Raw genomic sequence first — 16,873 nt, forward strand, 5'->3', positions numbered from 1 at the left:
GTCTAGCCCAAGCTTGCCCGGTAGGTCAGGGAATCAACACGAGCTTGCCGATGTGGGCGTAGCTTTCCAGGATTCGGTGTGCTTTTGCCGCCTGTTCCAAAGGCAAAGTCGCGTGGATGATCGGGCGCACCTTGCCTTGTTCGAGCAGCGGCCAGACGTGTTTTTGCAATTTGCGGGCGATGGCGGCCTTGTCTTTAAGGCTGCGGCTGCGTAAGGTGGAGCCAGTCAAAGTCAGCCGTTTCAGAAAAACGAGCGGCAAGTGGATTTGGCCCTTGGCGCCCCCCTGGGCGGCGAGGATCAGCAGACGCCCGTCAGGAGCAAGGGATTTTAGATTGGATTCCAGGTACGGGCCGCCGACGATGTCTAGGATCACGTTCACCCCCTCCCCGGCCGTTGCTTGGAGCACGCGTTCGGCAAAGTCTTCTTGCCGGTAGTTGATCGCCTGCCTGGCCCCCAGCGCCTCGCAGAAACGGCATTTGGCCTCGCTGCCACAGGTGGTATAGATTTCGGCCTGGCGTAGCGCCTTGGCGAGCTGGATCGCGGTAGTTCCGATGCCGCCTGCGCCGCCGTGGACCAAAAACTTTTCTCCCGCCTTAAGCCGACCGCGTTCGAATACGTTGCTCCAGACAGTAAAATACGTCTCAGGCAAGGCCGCCGCTTGAACGAAATCCAGTCCTTTAGGAATCGGCAAGCAGGTCTCGACCGGAGCAAGGCAGTATTCCGCATAGCCTCCGCCGGTGAGCAAAGCGCACACCCGTTCTCCTGGTCGCCACGAACGCACCTTCGAACCCACCGCAGCGACGGTGCCGGCCACCTCCAGTCCAGGAATGTCCGAAGCGCCAGGCGGCGGCGGATACAGTCCCTTGCGCTGAAGGATGTCCGGGCGGTTGACGCCGCAGGCCGCCACTTGGATGAGCACCTCCTTTGGACCCGGCACGGGCGCCGGCCGCTGGCTCAGCTGCAGCATCTCAGGGCCGCCTGGGGCGCGAATGGTTATAGCCCGCATACGATAAAATTCCAAAGTCGGGTTGTAATTCAATTCTAGGCTATATACTTGAACAAAGCGTTGCCTCTTGGCGACAACCCATCGGATAATCCATCAAGCATTTGCTTAATAAAAATGAAAAGCGTCGTTTTTAGGCATCTAGTTGCGAAACGTCGAGGCCAATTTCAATCGGCTTCCTCACGGTCTCGGTAAGTGTTGGCATTTTTTATGCTTTAACGCATTGGCGTACCTGTTCTGCAATCCAAGCGCAATCTTTAAGGGAGGGAATCAATATGTTCGACGGTCGCTACCTCGCGGTCCTTGCCGACACCCAAGAAAGCCGATCGATCCATTACCGCCTGCGCTATCAGGTGTATTGCCTAGAAAAGCGCTTCGAACCCGCCGAGCGCTTTCATGATGGGCTGGAAATCGACCCGTTCGACGCCCGGTCGGTGCACTTTTTGGTCCAGCACAAGGAAAGCGGCCAATGGGTAGGCGCGGCCCGGTTGGTGCTCGGCGAACCAAAGCAGCTACCTATTTTTAAAACGTGTCGGTTCTCGCTCCAAGGCCACGCCGTGGAAGGAAAGCGCTTTGCGGAACTGTCGCGCCTGTCCATCCTCAAATCGTTTCGCCGCGGCAGCGCGCCGCAACCGGTCTCCGAACCGGAAGTCTTGCTTGGGCTGATCCGAGCAGCCAAAGAGTACAGCGAACCGGCGGGGATCGATTGCTGGCTGTTCTTGTGCAAGCGTTCAATCGCGCGCATCGTGGGAAGTCTGGGGATGCGCATGGACGTGATCGGCGCGCCGTGCGAACACCGCGGCCTGCGCTTTCCTTATCTGGCCACGCTGGTCACCGCCTTCGACGGGATCGCCGAGCGGTCGGCAAAGGTTCATGCGATGTTTGCCAAAAGAAACACGCTCATCCCTTATTCAGAGTTGGCGCAAAACACGCGCGGCTCTAAAGCCGCCTGGCCGGCCATCGCTGCTTGAACTTCACCAACGCCGCCGATCTTGATAGCCTAGCAATATGTCGGCCTTAAGTTTTGATACCAAAAAGCTCAACCACCCTGGATACGCCCTACGCTGCCTAGGCCGGGGAATCCTCCTCTTGGGTCGGCCGCCGCTGCGCCGATTCGTCTTGATCCCGCTTTTGCTCAACCTGATTTTGTTTGCCGGGGCCTTTGCCTTGGCGAGTCATTTCTTCACCGCTTTCCTCAGCGGCTTGATCCCCGATTGGCTGAATTGGTTGCACTGGCTGCTGTGGCCGCTTTTTGCTCTGGCTTTCGTCTTGATCGCTTTTTTTAGTTTCGCGTTGGTCGCTAACCTGCTCGCCTCACCGTTCTATGCCAAGCTGGCCGAGCGTACCGAACAAATGGTCACCGGCCAAACGCCAAAACCTCAAGAAGCCGGCCTTTTGCGTACCTTGCTCGAGGAGCTGGGAGGCGAGGTCCAGCGCCTAGGTTATTTTCTCCGCTGGGCGGTGCCACTCGCAATTCTGAGCTTGATCCCTGGGGTGAATCTGATTGTGCCTGGGCTGTGGCTTGGCTTCAACGCCTGGTTCCTAGGATTGGAGTACAGCGCCTATCCTTTAGCCAACGCCGGGCTGCGATTTGCAGAGGCGAGGCGCTTGTTGAGCCAAGCCCGCGTGGGAGGCTTGACCTTGGGCGGGGCTGTGATGCTTGGCCTTGGGATTCCTCTAGTGAACGTCTTTCTGCCGCCGGCGGCGGTGATTGCCGCAACGCTTTATTTCGTCAACGCCCGCGTGCAAACGGGTTCGGCCACCAACTGATCTCCTTCCGGGGTCAAACCGACCAAGCGCACCGAGCGTATCGTATTGGTGAGATCCTCCCCTTTGGGAACGCGCATGCGCGCCCGCAAGTAATGGGGAGTGTAGCCGCAAAAGACCCACTCGCCCCCTTCTTCATGGAACTTCTCCCACAACACCGCCTCGACGCGCCCCAACTGGCTCGCCAACACCGCTTGGCGGAGTTTGGCCGAGAGCGCGTGTAGTTTCTGACTGCGCGCGCGTTTGATCGCCTCGGGGATCTGATCGGGAAACGCCGCCGCGGCGGTCCCGGCACGCGGAGAGTAGGGAAAAATATGCACGTGGGCAAAACCGATTTCTTCCACCAACTCCAGGGTTTGCTGAAAGTCGGCTTCGGTCTCGCCGGGAAAACCGACAATGATATCGGTGGTTAGAACCAACCGCGGGCAGTGCTTGCGGGCTAGAGCCACCAGGGCGCGAAAATCGCGCGTGCGGCCGCGGCGCGCCATGCGCTTTAGCACCGCATCCGAGCCGCTCTGCAGCGGAAGGTGCAGGTGGGGCATCAAGCGTGGATTTTGCCAAAGCTCAAAGAACGCCTCATCCAGCCCCCAAGGCTCCAACGATCCGAGCCTAAGGCGCATCAGATCGGTGCCTTCCAACACCGCGCGAATCAAGTCTTGCAGCTTGACTCCCAAATCGCTGCCGTAGCCGCCTAAGTGCACCCCGGTCAGCACCGCCTCGCGCACCCCGTCGGCGCATAGGCTTTGGATCTCAGAGACCACCTCGGCGATCGGCCGGCTGCGCTCTGCGCCCCGAGCGCGGGTGACAATGCAAAAAGTACAGCGATGGCGGCAACCGTCCTGGACTTTGACAAACGCCCTCTGGCGACTCCGGGAAAACAGCGCGCCGCTGTCCTCCATCGGGGCGAAAGCGTCTTGCAACCACGCCGCGGTCAATTCCACCAGGCGGTCCTTGTCGCGGTTGACGATCACCAAGTCCGCGCCCAGGGCGGCTGCGGCCTCGCTCGGGTGCAAGGTGGCATAACAGCCGCTGACCACCAGCCGCGCGTTGGGGTTGGTGCGCCGGATGCGGCGGATCAACTGGCGCGACTTGCGCACCGCCTCCTGGGTGACAGCGCAGGTGTTGAGCACCACGACTTCGGCTTCTGCCGCCGAAACGATCTTAGCCCCGCGCGCGGCAAACCGGCGCGCCCAGCTTTCCGATTCGGCTTCATTCAGGCGGCAGCCTAGGGTGGCAAAAGCGACGTGCATCGCCAAGACCCGCAAAAAACCCCGGAGCCGACCTTCGCGGCCTCCGGGGTGAAGCCGTCGGCCGGCGGCAGCGGGAGGAGGGAAGAGAGGGCAGGTCCGCCGCCGGCGTTAGACGACCACGTTCTAACCTTAGCAGAATTAAAGCGTCTCAATGTGCTCGAGTTCACAAAACTTCTAAATTTTTTCTGCCAGCCGTTGGGCTAAGCCGGTATAAGTCCTAGGCGTCAACCCCAATAATCTCGTTTTAGCTTCGTCCGGAAGCGGCAAAGTTTCGACAAAAGCGCGCAAAGAAGCGGCATCGACCTTGCGACCGCGGGTCAATTCCTTGAGCTTTTCATAAGGCTTAGCGATCCCGTAGCGGCGCATCACGGTTTGGATCGCCTCGGCCAGCACTTCCCAGTTGGCGTCTAGATCTTCCATCAGCCTGGCCTCGTCCACCTCGAGCTTGGCCAACCCTTTGAGCGTGCTATGCCAAGCGATCCGAGTATGGGCAAACGCCACCCCTAGGTTGCGCAGCACCGTGGAATCGCTCAAGTCCCGCTGCCAGCGGGAGATGGGCAGCTTTTCCGCGAAATGGCGGGCAAGCGCGTTGGCGATCCCCAGATTGCCTTCTGAGTTTTCAAAATCGATCGGGTTGACTTTATGCGGCATCGCCGAGGATCCCACTTCCCCGGCCACGGCCTTTTGCCGGAAGTAGCCTAAGGCGATATATCCCCACACGTCGCGGTCAAAATCGATAAGGATCGTATTCAGCCGGCTTAACGCGTCAAACCACTCGGCCAGCCAGTCGTGCGGCTCGATCTGGGTGGTGTAGGGGTTCCAGGCCAACCCCAGCCCTTCTACAAACCTGCGCGCAAGGGCTTCCCAGTCCACCTCGGGAAAGGCCAAGCAATGGGCGTTGTAGTTGCCTACGGCGCCGTTGGTCTTGCCCAAAATCTCTACCTGCGCCAGCTTTTCCCGGCCGCGCCGCAAGCGATAAACGAAGTTGGCCAGTTCCTTGCCCAAAGTGGTGGGGCTGGCCGGCTGACCATGAGTGCGCGAGAGCATCGGCACCGCGGCGGCGCGATGGGCGAGATCGGCGATCGCCTGGACGACCTCATCGACCAAAGGCAAAAGCGCCAGATCGCGCCCTTCCTTGAGCATCAGACCGTAAGCCAGGTTGTTGACGTCCTCGGAGGTGCAAGCGAAATGGATAAATTCGCAGACCTTGGCCAATTCCGGCAGCGCGGCGACCTTTTCCTTGAGAAAATACTCCACCGCCTTGACGTCGTGATTGATCGTGCGCTCAATTTCCTTGATCCGCAGGGCATCGGCCTGGTTAAAGCCGGTAATAATCTCCTCCAAAAAGCGTTTAGCCTGCGGGGACAAGGCCGGAACCTCCGCGATCTTAGGTTCTTCAGCCAGCGCCTTGAGCCAATGGACTTCCACCTGGACCCGGTAGCGGATCAGGCCGTATTCGCTAAAGATCGGACGCAGAATCTCGTTTTGCTCGGCATACCGGCCATCGATAGGCGAGATCGCCGTCATCGGGGAATACATAAATCATCTCCGGTTAAATCAAGGTGCGATCGTTTCGATCACCCCGCCGCCCAAGACCAATTCGTCGGCATAAAATACCACCGACTGCCCCGGAGTGATAGCGCGCTGCGGCCTGTCGAACACCACTCGGCAGCGGCCAGGGCCAAGCACTTCCACCCGGCAAGGCTGGTCAAGGTGGCGGTAACGGATCTTGGCAGAGCAGCGAAAAACGCCCTCCCAAGGCTCGACCAGCCACTCTACTTTTCCCGCTTCCAGGGCAGTGTGGAACAACAAGGGATGATCGTGGCCTTGGGCGACGAGCAACAAGTTGCGCTCCAAATCTTTGCCCACCACGTACCAAGGCAGATCTTTAGCCTCAGCGCGGCCGCCGATCCCAAGGCCCTGGCGCTGGCCTAGGGTGTAATACATCAGCCCTTGATGCGTGCCGATCACCTCCCCTTCCGGGGTGACAATAGGGCCTGGACAAGGCGGCAGATAACGCATGAGAAACTCGCGAAATTTGCGCTCGCCGATAAAGCAAATGCCGGTGCTGTCTTTCTTGGCATGATTGGGAAAGCCGGCGCGGGCGGCGATGGTGCGCACCTCGGATTTATAAAGCTCCCCTACGGGAAACCAGGTCCGGGAAAGCGCCTCTTGGCCGATGGCGTAAAGAAAATAGCTCTGATCCTTATTAGGATCGCAGCCGCGCAACAGCTCGAACCGGCCATAACGCCTACGAACCCGGGCGTAGTGGCCGGTGGCGATGCCCTCAAAGCCCAAATCCAGGGCATAATCCAAAAACGCCTTAAACTTGATGTGCTTGTTGCACAGGATGTCGGGATTGGGAGTGCGGCCGGCTTGGTGTTCGGCGAGAAACTGGCTAAATACTAACTCCCAATACTCGGCGGCGAAACTCACCGTGTACAACTTAATGCCGAGGCGCTCGCAGACCTTCTGGGCATCCTCCAGATCACGCAGGGCGGTGCAGTATTCGGTGCCGTCGTCCTCGTCCCAGTTTTTCATAAACAAGCCGGCCACTTCATGCCCTTGCTCTAAAAGCTTGAGGGCAGCCACCGAGGAGTCGACCCCACCGGATAGACCCACTAGGATTTTCATCCTTCAGAGCGCTTGCAAAATATCCAAAGGGTACCTATAGCCGCTCTCGTAAGCGGCAATTGACTCTAGAACCAAAGGGCTTCTTAGATTTTCCCGCCGTGCTTCGATTTCCGCTCGACTTAGCCAATGAGTCGCTAAAATACTCGCGTCTAAAGGGCGATTGGGATCGCGGTGATGAATTCGTCCGGTGAACGCAAAGCGCAAAAAAGTCAGCGCCGTAGCTGGAACTCGGTACAGTTGGACCGTAAGCAACGCTTCCGGTTCAAAGCACCAGCCCGTCTCTTCCAGCACCTCCCGCACCACCGCCTGCGGCAGCGACTCGCCTTCTTCTAAGTGACCTGCGGGTTGATTCAAGACCCGCCGACCATCGATTTGCTCTTCGACCAATAAATAGCGCCCCGCCTGTTCGATCACCGCCGCCACGGTCACGTTGGGTTTCCAAACCATACTCGCTCTTTCGCTAAGATCTGCCTGGCAATTTTACTGGATTTGCGCCGCGTGGATCTTGCCAAAACAGAGGCTTAAGGAAAATAATTGTTTTTCTTATAAAAACCACCCTAGAACACGCGATGTCTTACGAGTTAAAAAACTTGCCCTTGTCTGCTAAGGTTTTGTTTTCCTCTTATTTAGTCATCATCGCGGTCGGGTATTTCGTCGCCTTGCTGCAGATTCTTTTCACTCACGGCTTAGCCGACGGCAAGTTTGGTCTGTCGATCGAAGACATCGTTTACAGCTACTATGGCAACCGTTCGGGATCCAAGTTGGAAACCATGCTCAACGGCCCGATGCAGCCCTTTGCCCCGCCCGAGGAGCGGTTTCAGATCGTACAATGGGTGCGCGACGGGGCCTCGCGCGCAGAGTATGAAAAGACGATCCGGCCCATCATCGAAAACCGCTGTGTGCAGTGCCACAATCCCAACTCTCCCCAGCCCGATTTCACCCGTTTCGAAGAGTTACAAAAGCGCGCCGTGACCGACACCGGCGCAACAATCCAGTCGCTGATCCGAGTCACCCACGTGCACTTGTTCGGCATCGCCTTCATTTTCATGTTCATCGGTATCATTTTTTGTTTCGCCACCGGTGCGCCTGAGCCTTTGAAGGCGGTGGCGGTGGCGATGCCGTTCGTTTTCCAGTTAACGGACATCGCTTCGTGGTGGTTGACCAAGCTTTCGCCGCATTTTGCCTGGCTGGTGATCGCAGGAGGGGCTGGGATGGCGATGTCGTTCGTATTCATGTGGATCGTGTCGATGTACGAGATGTGGATTCTGCCGCTCAAGCAGCGGCCGCAGGGAATCCAAATCGAGTCCTACCTGCGCCACGTGCGCCCAGGAGGCGAGGAAAGTTGAACCTGTGGCTGGGAAAACGGTCGAATGGCAAGATTCTTCATGGAATCCAAACAGCTTCGTGGAGCGCTAGATGTCGCAATATAATGACGAACAAACCGGCGACAGCGGCACCGGGGTAGCGGTCCAAGAGGCAAGACCCAAACTCAAGCAGCCGCCGCTGTATAAAGTCATTTTGCTCAACGACGACTTCACCCCCATGGATTTCGTCGTGGAGGTTTTAATGCGGTTTTTTGGCATGAGTGAAGACAAGGCCACCCAGGTCATGCTGCACGTGCACACCCGCGGGGTTGGGGTGTGCGGGGTGTTTTCTAGGGACGTGGCCGAAACCAAAGTGCAGCAGGTCAATGAATATTCCAGGCGCCATCAGCACCCTTTATTGTGTACCATGGAAGAAGCGTAAACTGAAGAGCTAAAAGAGTGCCGCTATGCTGAGCAAAGAATTGGAATACTCTCTAAACGCGGCGTTCAAATACGCCCACGACAAACGCCACGAATACATCACCGTGGAACACTTGCTGCTGGCGATGCTGGACAACCCCTCAGCTGCGGAAGTGCTCAAAGCATGCGGCGGCAATCTAGAACAACTGCGCCGAGAACTGGTGCAGTTTCTGGACGAGACCACGCCTTTGCTCCCCCCGGGAATCAACCGGGAAACCCAACCCACCTTAGGCTTTCAGCGCGTGCTGCAGCGGGCGGTGTTCCACGTTCAATCTTCAGGCAAAAAAGAAGTCACCGGCGCCAACATTTTGGTCGCTATCTTCAGCGAGCAGGATTCCCATGCGGTCTACTTGCTGCACAAACAAGACATCACGCGCTTGGATGTGGTGAATTTTATTGCGCACGGCATCTCTAAGGCCAAAGACGATTCAAGAACCAACGCTTCTTCCCAGGATATGGGCGACGTAGGCGAAGACTCCCAGACGGGCCATGCCGATCCCTTGGAAAAGTACGCCACCAACCTCAACGAAGCGGCCCGCGCCGGTCGCATCGACCCGCTGATCGGCCGCGAGGCGGAGATCGAGCGCACGATCCAGGTCTTGTGCCGGCGGCGTAAGAACAACCCTTTGCTGGTGGGTGAGGCGGGGGTCGGCAAGACCGCCATCGCCGAGGGGCTGGCTAAGAAAATCGTCGAGGAAGACGTCCCCGACGTTCTCAAGAACGCGGTGATCTACGCCCTTGATCTGGGGGCGCTGGTGGCCGGCACCAAGTACCGCGGCGACTTCGAAAAACGCTTGAAATCTCTTCTTGCCCAGCTCAAGCGGCAACCCGAAGCGATCCTGTTCATCGACGAAATCCATACCATCATTGGTGCCGGCTCGGCCTCCGGGGGCGTCATGGACGCCTCCAACCTGATCAAACCGATGTTGGCCTCCGGGGAGCTGCGCTGCATCGGTTCGACCACATACCAGGAATACCGCGGCATCTTCGAAAAGGATCGGGCGTTAGCACGGCGCTTTCAAAAGATCGACGTGCACGAACCGAGCGTGGCCGAGACCTTTGAGATCCTCAAAGGGTTAAAATCGCGTTTTGAAGAGCACCACCAGGTCAAGTACACCGAAGAGGCGCTCAAAGCCGCCGCTGAGCTTTCGGCCCGTTACATCACCGACCGCCACCTGCCCGACAAAGCCATCGACGTCATCGACGAGGCAGGAGCCAGACAGAGGCTGCTGCGCGAGGATCAGCGCAAGGCCGTGATCGATACCGAGGAAATCGAATACATCGTCGCCAAGATCGCCCGGATTCCGCCCAAGACGGTCTCGGCCAACGACAAGGAAAAGCTTAAGGATCTGGAAAAGAACTTAAAGATGCTGGTGTACGGCCAGGACGAAGCGATCGAGGCGCTCGCTTCGGCGATCAAGCTGGCGCGCGCTGGCCTGCGCACCGAATCCAAGCCCATCGGCTGCTTCCTGTTTGCCGGTCCCACCGGGGTCGGAAAAACCGAGGTCACCCGCCAGCTAGCCAGGTTGCTTGGAGTGGAACTGATCCGTTTCGATATGTCCGAATACATGGAGCGGCACACCGTCTCGCGGTTGATCGGCGCACCGCCTGGGTACGTGGGCTATGACCAGGGCGGCTTGCTCACCGAGGAAGTCAACAAGCACCCGCATGCGGTGCTGCTCCTGGACGAAATCGAAAAAGCCCATCCGGACGTGTTCAACCTGTTGCTCCAGGTAATGGATCACGGCACGCTGACCGACAACAACGGGCGTAAAGCGGATTTCCGCAACATCATCCTGGTGATGACCACCAACGCTGGGGCGATGGAGGCCAGCCGGGCATCGATCGGATTTACCTCTCAAGATCACCGATCCGACAGCCTGAAAGCGATAGAAAAAACCTTTACTCCGGAATTTCGCAACCGGCTCGATGCGATCATCCAGTTCCGCCCCCTCAACCGCCAGATCATCGCACAGGTGGTGGATAAGTTCATCTTCGAACTGGAATCTCAGCTCGCCGAGCGCGGCGTGACCATCCAGCTCACCCCCCAGGCGCGGGAGTGGCTCGCCGAGCGCGGCTACGATCCGACCATGGGCGCGCGGCCAATGGCGCGGGTGATCCAAGAGTACGTTAAAAAGCCGCTGGCGGAAGATCTACTGTTCGGCCGCTTGGTCGAGGGTGGGCACGTGAGGTTCTACGTCCAGAACGGCGAGCTTAAGTTTTCGGTCGAGGAGAAAAAGCCGGTGGCGCCGGCCTGAAGGAAACTATTTGAGGCGAAAGGTGATCCGGCCTTTGCTTAAGTCGTAAGGGGTCATCTCTACTTTGACCCGATCTCCGGTCAAAATGCGGATATAGTGCTTTCGCATCTTGCCCGAAATGTGCGCGGTGATCACGTGCCCGTTATCCAGCCGCACTCGAAACATGGTATTAGGCAAGGTTTCAATCACCGTGCCCTCCATTTCGATGACGTCTTCTTTGGCCATAACCTGTGGATGGCAATCTTTGCAAAAACGGCGCAAATAGTACCATAAAGCCCATCGCTTCGGCCAGCCCGTTTGGCTAAGAATACCCTTTCCCGCTAAAGTCCGCTTTAGACCAGATGGCCTGTATCCAGGCCGGGGTGACTTGCAACTCGCCACCCTTTAACCACGCCGCAATTTCAGTGGCCACCTCAGGATAGGCCACCTGTACGGCTTTAGAATGCGCGAGCCAATCGGCTACGCGATCGACATCCAGGCCCGCCATCGCTCTGCCCCAGCCAAGCTGAACTAAAGCTTTGGCGTTACAGCATTGCTCCCACTGGCCTGCCAGCGGCTTGACCAAAATTTTTTTACCGGCAGCCAGCGCCTCCGAGATCAGCTCAAAGCCCGCGTTGCACAGAACCCCGCTGCAGCTCGCCAAAGACTCTTGAAAACTTTGGCACGATAAGGGGTTTAGCTGAATATGACGGAGGTTCTGAGGAATCTTTATCTCGCCGCTGTAAACCTCGAATTGATATTCTGGAAACCGATCGAGCAGTTCACACACGGCAGCCAAAGATTCAAACGGCAAATACACCAAAATCCGGTTTGGATCGGGGTCGGCGAGCGGTGGCTTTTCCACCAGGGGCGGCAGAACCGGTTGCCCAAACGGGTGCCAGTGCAGCCCAAGATGAAGGGTTGCCGGTGCGTACCAGCGTAGGAGCGCGCGGGCGATCCACCCACCCCGGCACTTGGGGATTCTGTATCGAAAAGCGTACTGATGGCCCAGACCGACGAGGGGTTTGTGATTGAGGATCGCAGCCCAAGCGGTGATCGGCTCAAAATCGGTCAGGACCAAGTCGAATGAGGTCAGATCCAGCTCCCGCAAGGCCCGCAAGAAAGGCAGCGCGTCTGGAATTTTGCCCAAAGTTTTAAGATAGCTTACTCGACCGTTTTCGGTGGCAAAAGTTAGGCCCGGATACCACCAGAAATCCCCAAAGGCTTCCATGTCGAAAAAGCCTTCCTTTGGGCGTCCGGAAAACAAATATTGGACTTGGATACCGGCTGCGGCCAAGGCTTTTGCCATAATGCGGGCACGGGTCAAGTGACCGTTGCCGGTTCCTTGGACGCCGTAGAGGATTCTCACAGCGCCACGAATCGGATTCCAGCCAAGGCGCAGGCGCTGCCCATCAAGGCCCCAACCACCACATCGGCTGGGTAATGGACTCCGAGAAAGATTCGCGCCATCCCAACCGAGCTTGCCCATCCGAACGCCCATAAGGCGGTATGGGGATAAAACCAGGTAGCCAAGACCGCGACCAGAAACGCCGCCGAGGTATGGCCGGAGGGGAAACTAAATTCGTCGGCGGGAACGATATGGCTAGGGAACCCCTGAGTCTGCGGCCGGCCGCGCCTGAAGCTGTTTTTAAGCACCAAGTAAAGCGGCCGTTCCAAAGCAAACGCGGCGATCCCGCTCGCCAGAAACTTGGGGCCTTGAGCAGGCTCCAACCAGTAAAGCGTTATCCCTAAGATCGCATACCAAACTCCGTCGCCGGTTTTGGAAAGCCAATAACTTATGGCTACCAGCCGAGCGTAGTGTTTTCGCCGTAACACCCAAACAAAAAAATTCTGGTCGTAGTAGAGTATCGATTGCAGCAGCCGCATCTTAGGTCACCTTTGAGTTTTCAGCCTCCTGAAAAATAAGCTCTCTAGATAACGCGGACGTGACCGTTTGGTTAAGATTTGTTGACCAAGACATGTTGAACCTTAAAAGGCGGGGCAAATTCAAAGCGCGCTTGACGCTTGGTGTTGCGTTTTTAGAATATTTCTGGCGCCGCTTTCGCGAAAGCCACTGCACCGACAACGCTGCAGCGCTCTCCTACACCACCTTGCTGGCGCTGGTGCCGCTGCTTGCGCTGTCGTTGGGAATCTTTGCCGCTTTTCCAGCGTTTCAGGAGACGAGCAATCAACTCTTAAACCTGGTGTTCGAGCATCTCGTGCCGGCGGCCCAAGAGACGATTCAGGAATACGTGCGCACCTTCGCCGACCAGGCCAAAAAGCTCACCGGTCTTGGAATCTTGTTTTTGGTCCTGACCGCCTTAATGCTGATGATCACCATTGAGACTTCGCTCAACGAAATCTGGCGCGCCCCGCCGTATCGTGCCCTTCACCGTCGCCTGTTGGTGTACTGGGCGGTATTGACCTTGGGGCCGCTACTGATAGGTGCCGGGATTGCAATCACCTCGCGCTGGATCGCCAGCGCGCATCTTGCGACCGATACAGAACCTCAAGGACTTGGCCTGATTTTTAGATTCATCCCATTCTTGCTGGAGAATGCGGCTTTTACTCTGCTCTACCAACTGGTTCCCAACGCTCGTGTCAAGCTCAAGTTGGCCGCGTGGGGCGGGTTCTTAAGTGCCGCCCTATTTGAGGCGGCCAAAGCCGGATTTGCTTTTTATATCACCCGATTTCCCACTTACGAAGCCGTCTACGGAGCCTTTGCGGCGGCGCCGATCTTTTTGGTCTGGCTCTATCTGTCTTGGCTGGTCACCTTAATCGGTGCCCAATTCACCTACTGCCTGCACGCGTTTCGTTACGTTGCCCCCCAAATAGGGCCTAAGGCTCCCGAGCACGATTTGGTCTTGGCTTACACGGTACTTAAGTGGATCTTTCAGGGTCAGCAAACCGATCAACTTTTGGACGAGGCGGATCTCGCGCGCCGGCTGCCTGAACTTAGCCCGGTGGATCTAGATAAAGTCTTGGGGGTTCTGCGCCGTAACGGCTGGATCGCGCGCGGCGAAGAAAACCGTTGGCTTTTACGCCGCGATTTGCACCTTTGCACATTATTGGAGCTTTATCGCAGCCACGCCTACGTGTTGCCTCCTGCCTACGCTGCAGGTCCGCTCAAACCCTGGCTTGCCCCCGTCGAAGAGAGCCTCAACCAGAGTTTAAACGTGACTTTGGCACAGCTCTTCGCTGCCGACGAAGACTCGTGCCGTCAAGCCAGCTCGGCGAGCAAGCGCTTAACCGGTGCCGGCAGCGCAAGTTGAGAGGACGTTTTTGGTTTAAGCCAGCAGGCAGGGCGGTCGTGGAGCATGGGCAAAGGTTTTACGAGCTGAGCCAGGGCAGGCGTGTAGCAAAGCAGATAATGGCTGAACCCGTGCTCTCGAGCAGGTAGCCAGGTTAAGGTTTCCGGCCGGATGCTTAAGTTTTGGCATTGCGCTTCCAGCGCTTCCCGCGAGTCCCACTGCGGAGGCGCCCAAAGTCCGGCCCAGATTCCAACGGGAGGCCGCTGCTCTAGATAAATGCGACCGTCTTCATCGCGCAGGAGCAGCCAATAGCTGAATTTGACCGGCTTTTGACGCGCCCGGGCAACCGGAAGCTCGGCTACCCAACCGGACCGATGCGCCAGACACGCGTCTTGCAACACGCACTCTAGGCAGCGCGGGTGGGTGCGCGTGCATATCTTGGCGCCAAAATCCATAAGGGCCTGAGTGTAATCGGCGTTGCGTTCCCGCGGCAAATAATGGACACTCAAAGCCCACAGCCGCCGTTCGGCAGAGGCCGTATCCAACCGCTCTTTCAGGCCGTGCAAGCGGCTCCATAAACGCTTGACGTTGCCGTCCAAAATCGGCGCCGGTTGGTCGAAGCCAAGGCTCAAAATCGCTCCCGCGGTGGAACGGCCGATCCCAGGCAAACGCAGCAGCGCTTCTAAGTCGGCAGGAATTTCACCCCCATACTCGGCCATCAATATTTTGGCCGCCCGATGCAGATTTCGAGCTCGCGCATAGTAGCCCAATCCCGCCCAATGCTCGAGAACCAAGTCTAAGCGTGCCTCTGCCAACGCCTGGAGTGTGGGGAATGCCTCCATAAACTTTTGAAAATAAGGAATGACGGTGCGCACTTGGGTTTGCTGAAGCATGATTTCCGATACCCAAACCCGATACGGTGTGCGAGGCCGTTGCCAAGGCAGGTCTTTACGCCCAAATCGGTCGTACCATGCCAACAAGGTTGATTGGAAAGCTTTAGGTGAAATCATCTAGGATAATTTAGGCAATTTTAAACCGGCGAGCATAAGCTTTATGATGTAGCAGCCAATGTCTGATTGCTATTAACAACCAAAAGCCGAGAGGAGGTTAGCGCATGATAGGTGGACTTGTCGCGGTCGCCATTGCGATCTGGTTCTATCGGACGGCCATTCAAATCCACGATCCCAAACCCTTTCTGTGGGTAGCGAACAGCGTCGTGGCTTACTACGTGGTCGTATTTCTATGGTGGTTTCTGGTAATCAAGCCGGTCAGCGCCACTTTCCACCACCTAAGTCAATTTAACGTTTTAATCTTGACTGTGGAACTTGCCGGCTATGCGTTAGCGGTTTTGGTCGTCTGGTTCATTCGCAAACGTTGGATGGCTAGTGCAGCGAGCAAGGCTCCTTGACCTAATAAAAAAGCTGTCAGGCCAGATGGCCTGACAGCTTGGCCAATGGGAAACGGATCAAAGTTCCTTGGCGTGCGCTTCCAAAAAGCGCGCCACCCCTTCGGGGCTTGGCTTCATCCCTTCCTGGCCTGGCTTCCAATTGGCCGGACACACCTCGCCGTGCTTTTCAAAGAACTGCAGCGCATCGACCATCCGGATCAACTCGTCCATGTTGCGCCCGAGCGGCAGATCGTTGACTACCTGATGGCGCACAATGCCTTCTTTATCGATCAGGAAGCTAGCGCGGTAAGCTACGCAGACTCCCTCCGCCTCTACATCATAGGCCCGCACGACTTGATGGCCGATATCGGCCGCCAAAGTATACCGGACAGGGCCGATCCCGCCTTTTTCCACCGGCGTGTTGCGCCACGCATTGTGGGTGAATTGCGAATCGATAGATACCGCAATCACCTCAACGTTACGCTTGGCGAACTCCTCCACTCGATGGTCCAAGGCGATGAGCTCGGTCGGGCAGACGAAAGTGAAATCTAAAGGATAAAACACCAAGACGGCGTATTTGCCTTTGGTAGCTGCGGAGAAATTGAACGCGTCTACGATCTGGCCATCAGCCAAAACCGCCGGCACCGTAAAATCGGGCGCTTTTTTGCCTACTAATACACTCATGGAGTCCCTCCTAATGCTAGCCTAGAATTGTCTTAAGCATGGGAAAACAGCAGGGCTAATTTTACACTAAATTGCTCTGAATTGCTCTCAGCGAGAAAGGCTGCTCAGGAAACAAGGCTCTTTACGTTTTTGTAACATTCACAAAAGCTTTGTAAGATTAGCCTGCTAGGAGGGCGGCTACGCCTTCTGTTCCCTATCGAAAACAACAATAATCATTTCAGGTTGGAGGGATATGGCAGTACACAAACACATCACCGAACCCGACTCTTTCGGCTTTCAAGTACGCATCGTCCGCCGCGGTGTCGAGTACAGCCGATACTTCTCGCACAAACTCTGGGGCGGCAAGAAAAAATCCCTCAAAGCCGCTATCCAGTGGCGCGATCAAATGCTCGTCGTTTTGAAAGGCAGCCGGACGCGCTTCATGAAAACCCCATGCAATAAAGTTTCCACAGGAATCACAGGGGTTTCGCGCACGATCAAATACGACAAGCGCAAAGACAAAAGCTATCTTTGCTATACGGTGTTTTGGATCAAAGACGGTAAACCACGCAATAAAACCTTTCAGGTCGGAAATATTAAAACAGTAACCGCTGACGAGGAGTTTCATGCTTTTAGGACCGCGGTCCTGTTCCGGAAAGCTTACGAATACGCGATCGACCAGAATCGCAGTTTCGACGACAGCTTGTTTGCGAACTGGAAAAATCAAAGGCTGTACGAATTCTCGGATGCGTCAAAAGCGACTACCAACAAAACCCACCCCACTTGCTTGCAAAAAGCGAGCAGTCAACCAGTTTTAGCTTGACTTTGGGCAAAAAAATCCCCGGGTTTCAACCCGGGGATTTTAGCACTGAGTAAGTCAGTAGCGCCTCTTACTTA

Annotated in this window: 18 protein-coding genes; 8 read left to right on the top strand and 10 right to left on the bottom strand. The window is 56.7% G+C overall.

Going from position 1 to position 16,873, the window contains the following annotated elements:
• Nucleotides 1-25 precede the first annotated feature (25 nt).
• The gene (locus tag ACYQ3M_RS08790; RefSeq protein WP_460035705.1) at nucleotides 26-1,006 is read right to left on the bottom strand and encodes an NAD(P)H-quinone oxidoreductase; all 981 of its coding nucleotides are present in this window, start codon (nucleotides 1,004-1,006) and stop codon (nucleotides 26-28) included.
• A 272-nt stretch (nucleotides 1,007-1,278) separates the two neighbouring features.
• Here ACYQ3M_RS08790 and ACYQ3M_RS08795 point away from each other — a divergent pair, with 272 nt between their 5' ends.
• Together ACYQ3M_RS08795 and cysZ are read left to right on the top strand one after the other, a co-directional pair.
• Nucleotides 1,279-1,974 carry a PEP-CTERM/exosortase system-associated acyltransferase gene (locus tag ACYQ3M_RS08795; RefSeq protein ID WP_460035706.1) on the top strand — a complete coding sequence of 232 codons (696 nt, stop codon included), beginning with the start codon at nucleotides 1,279-1,281 and terminating at the stop codon, nucleotides 1,972-1,974.
• 37 nt (nucleotides 1,975-2,011) lie between these two features.
• On the top strand, nucleotides 2,012-2,773 hold the full coding sequence (gene cysZ, locus ACYQ3M_RS08800; protein ID WP_460035707.1) for a sulfate transporter CysZ: 762 nt from the start codon (nucleotides 2,012-2,014) through the stop codon (nucleotides 2,771-2,773).
• Here the strand turns inward: cysZ and mtaB are convergent.
• The 4 genes from mtaB to ACYQ3M_RS08820 all read right to left on the bottom strand — a co-directional run bounded on the left by mtaB (nucleotide 2,728) and on the right by ACYQ3M_RS08820 (nucleotide 7,101).
• A complete protein-coding gene (mtaB, locus tag ACYQ3M_RS08805; RefSeq protein ID WP_460035708.1) occupies nucleotides 2,728-4,020 on the bottom strand; it encodes a tRNA (N(6)-L-threonylcarbamoyladenosine(37)-C(2))-methylthiotransferase MtaB in 1,293 nt (430 codons plus the stop codon). The genes cysZ and mtaB overlap by 46 nt on opposite strands.
• A gap of 174 nt (nucleotides 4,021-4,194) precedes the next feature.
• Nucleotides 4,195-5,559: an adenylosuccinate lyase gene (gene purB, locus ACYQ3M_RS08810; RefSeq protein ID WP_460035709.1), complete on the bottom strand. Its 1,365-nt coding sequence runs from the start codon at nucleotides 5,557-5,559 to the stop codon at nucleotides 4,195-4,197.
• 18 nt (nucleotides 5,560-5,577) lie between these two features.
• Nucleotides 5,578-6,654: a tRNA 2-thiouridine(34) synthase MnmA gene (mnmA, locus tag ACYQ3M_RS08815; RefSeq protein WP_460035710.1), complete on the bottom strand. Its 1,077-nt coding sequence runs from the start codon at nucleotides 6,652-6,654 to the stop codon at nucleotides 5,578-5,580.
• Nucleotides 6,655-6,657: 3 nt separating this feature from the next.
• Nucleotides 6,658-7,101 (bottom strand): NUDIX hydrolase, encoded by a 444-nt coding sequence (locus tag ACYQ3M_RS08820; protein ID WP_460035711.1) that lies wholly within the window; start codon nucleotides 7,099-7,101, stop codon nucleotides 6,658-6,660.
• Between the two features lie 122 nt (nucleotides 7,102-7,223).
• On the opposite strand from ACYQ3M_RS08820, the gene ACYQ3M_RS08825 reads away from it, so the two are divergent.
• The 3 genes from ACYQ3M_RS08825 (at nucleotide 7,224) to clpA (ending at nucleotide 10,696) form a co-directional block, all read left to right on the top strand.
• A complete protein-coding gene (locus tag ACYQ3M_RS08825) occupies nucleotides 7,224-8,000 on the top strand; it encodes an elongation factor-1 alpha (protein ID WP_460035712.1) in 777 nt (258 codons plus the stop codon).
• Between the two features lie 70 nt (nucleotides 8,001-8,070).
• On the top strand, nucleotides 8,071-8,400 hold the full coding sequence (clpS, locus tag ACYQ3M_RS08830; protein ID WP_460035713.1) for an ATP-dependent Clp protease adapter ClpS: 330 nt from the start codon (nucleotides 8,071-8,073) through the stop codon (nucleotides 8,398-8,400).
• A gap of 25 nt (nucleotides 8,401-8,425) precedes the next feature.
• A complete protein-coding gene (clpA, locus tag ACYQ3M_RS08835) occupies nucleotides 8,426-10,696 on the top strand; it encodes an ATP-dependent Clp protease ATP-binding subunit ClpA (protein ID WP_460035714.1) in 2,271 nt (756 codons plus the stop codon).
• A gap of 6 nt (nucleotides 10,697-10,702) precedes the next feature.
• Here clpA and infA read toward each other — a convergent pair whose 3' ends face one another.
• The 3 genes from infA to ACYQ3M_RS08850 form a co-directional block, all read right to left on the bottom strand.
• Nucleotides 10,703-10,921 carry a translation initiation factor IF-1 gene (gene infA / locus ACYQ3M_RS08840; RefSeq protein ID WP_460035715.1) on the bottom strand — a complete coding sequence of 73 codons (219 nt, stop codon included), beginning with the start codon at nucleotides 10,919-10,921 and terminating at the stop codon, nucleotides 10,703-10,705.
• A gap of 76 nt (nucleotides 10,922-10,997) precedes the next feature.
• Nucleotides 10,998-12,044, bottom strand: coding sequence for an MJ1255/VC2487 family glycosyltransferase (locus ACYQ3M_RS08845; protein WP_460035716.1), 1,047 nt, complete (start codon nucleotides 12,042-12,044; stop codon nucleotides 10,998-11,000).
• Nucleotides 12,041-12,562 carry a phosphatase PAP2 family protein gene (locus ACYQ3M_RS08850; protein ID WP_460035717.1) on the bottom strand — a complete coding sequence of 174 codons (522 nt, stop codon included), beginning with the start codon at nucleotides 12,560-12,562 and terminating at the stop codon, nucleotides 12,041-12,043. Before ACYQ3M_RS08850 ends, ACYQ3M_RS08845 begins: the two co-directional genes overlap by 4 nt.
• A 92-nt stretch (nucleotides 12,563-12,654) precedes the next feature.
• On the opposite strand from ACYQ3M_RS08850, the gene ACYQ3M_RS08855 reads away from it, so the two are divergent.
• Nucleotides 12,655-13,947 carry a YihY family inner membrane protein gene (locus tag ACYQ3M_RS08855; protein WP_460035718.1) on the top strand — a complete coding sequence of 431 codons (1,293 nt, stop codon included), beginning with the start codon at nucleotides 12,655-12,657 and terminating at the stop codon, nucleotides 13,945-13,947.
• Here ACYQ3M_RS08855 and mutY read toward each other — a convergent pair.
• Nucleotides 13,896-14,936, bottom strand: coding sequence for an A/G-specific adenine glycosylase (gene mutY, locus ACYQ3M_RS08860; RefSeq protein WP_460035719.1), 1,041 nt, complete (start codon nucleotides 14,934-14,936; stop codon nucleotides 13,896-13,898). The genes ACYQ3M_RS08855 and mutY overlap by 52 nt on opposite strands.
• Before the next feature lie 104 nt (nucleotides 14,937-15,040).
• On the opposite strand from mutY, the gene ACYQ3M_RS08865 reads away from it, so the two are divergent.
• On the top strand, nucleotides 15,041-15,334 hold the full coding sequence (locus ACYQ3M_RS08865) for a hypothetical protein (protein WP_460035720.1): 294 nt from the start codon (nucleotides 15,041-15,043) through the stop codon (nucleotides 15,332-15,334).
• A 57-nt stretch (nucleotides 15,335-15,391) separates the two neighbouring features.
• Here ACYQ3M_RS08865 and ACYQ3M_RS08870 read toward each other — a convergent pair whose 3' ends face one another.
• Nucleotides 15,392-15,997, bottom strand: coding sequence for a peroxiredoxin (locus ACYQ3M_RS08870; protein WP_460035721.1), 606 nt, complete (start codon nucleotides 15,995-15,997; stop codon nucleotides 15,392-15,394).
• Nucleotides 15,998-16,229: 232 nt separating this feature from the next.
• Between ACYQ3M_RS08870 and ACYQ3M_RS08875 the strand changes: the two genes are divergently transcribed.
• Nucleotides 16,230-16,799, top strand: a complete 570-nt coding sequence (locus ACYQ3M_RS08875; protein ID WP_460035722.1) for a hypothetical protein — start codon at nucleotides 16,230-16,232, stop codon at nucleotides 16,797-16,799.
• Nucleotides 16,800-16,873: the final 74 nt, after the last annotated feature.

It is taken from the genome of Methylothermus subterraneus (assembly GCF_054656915.1).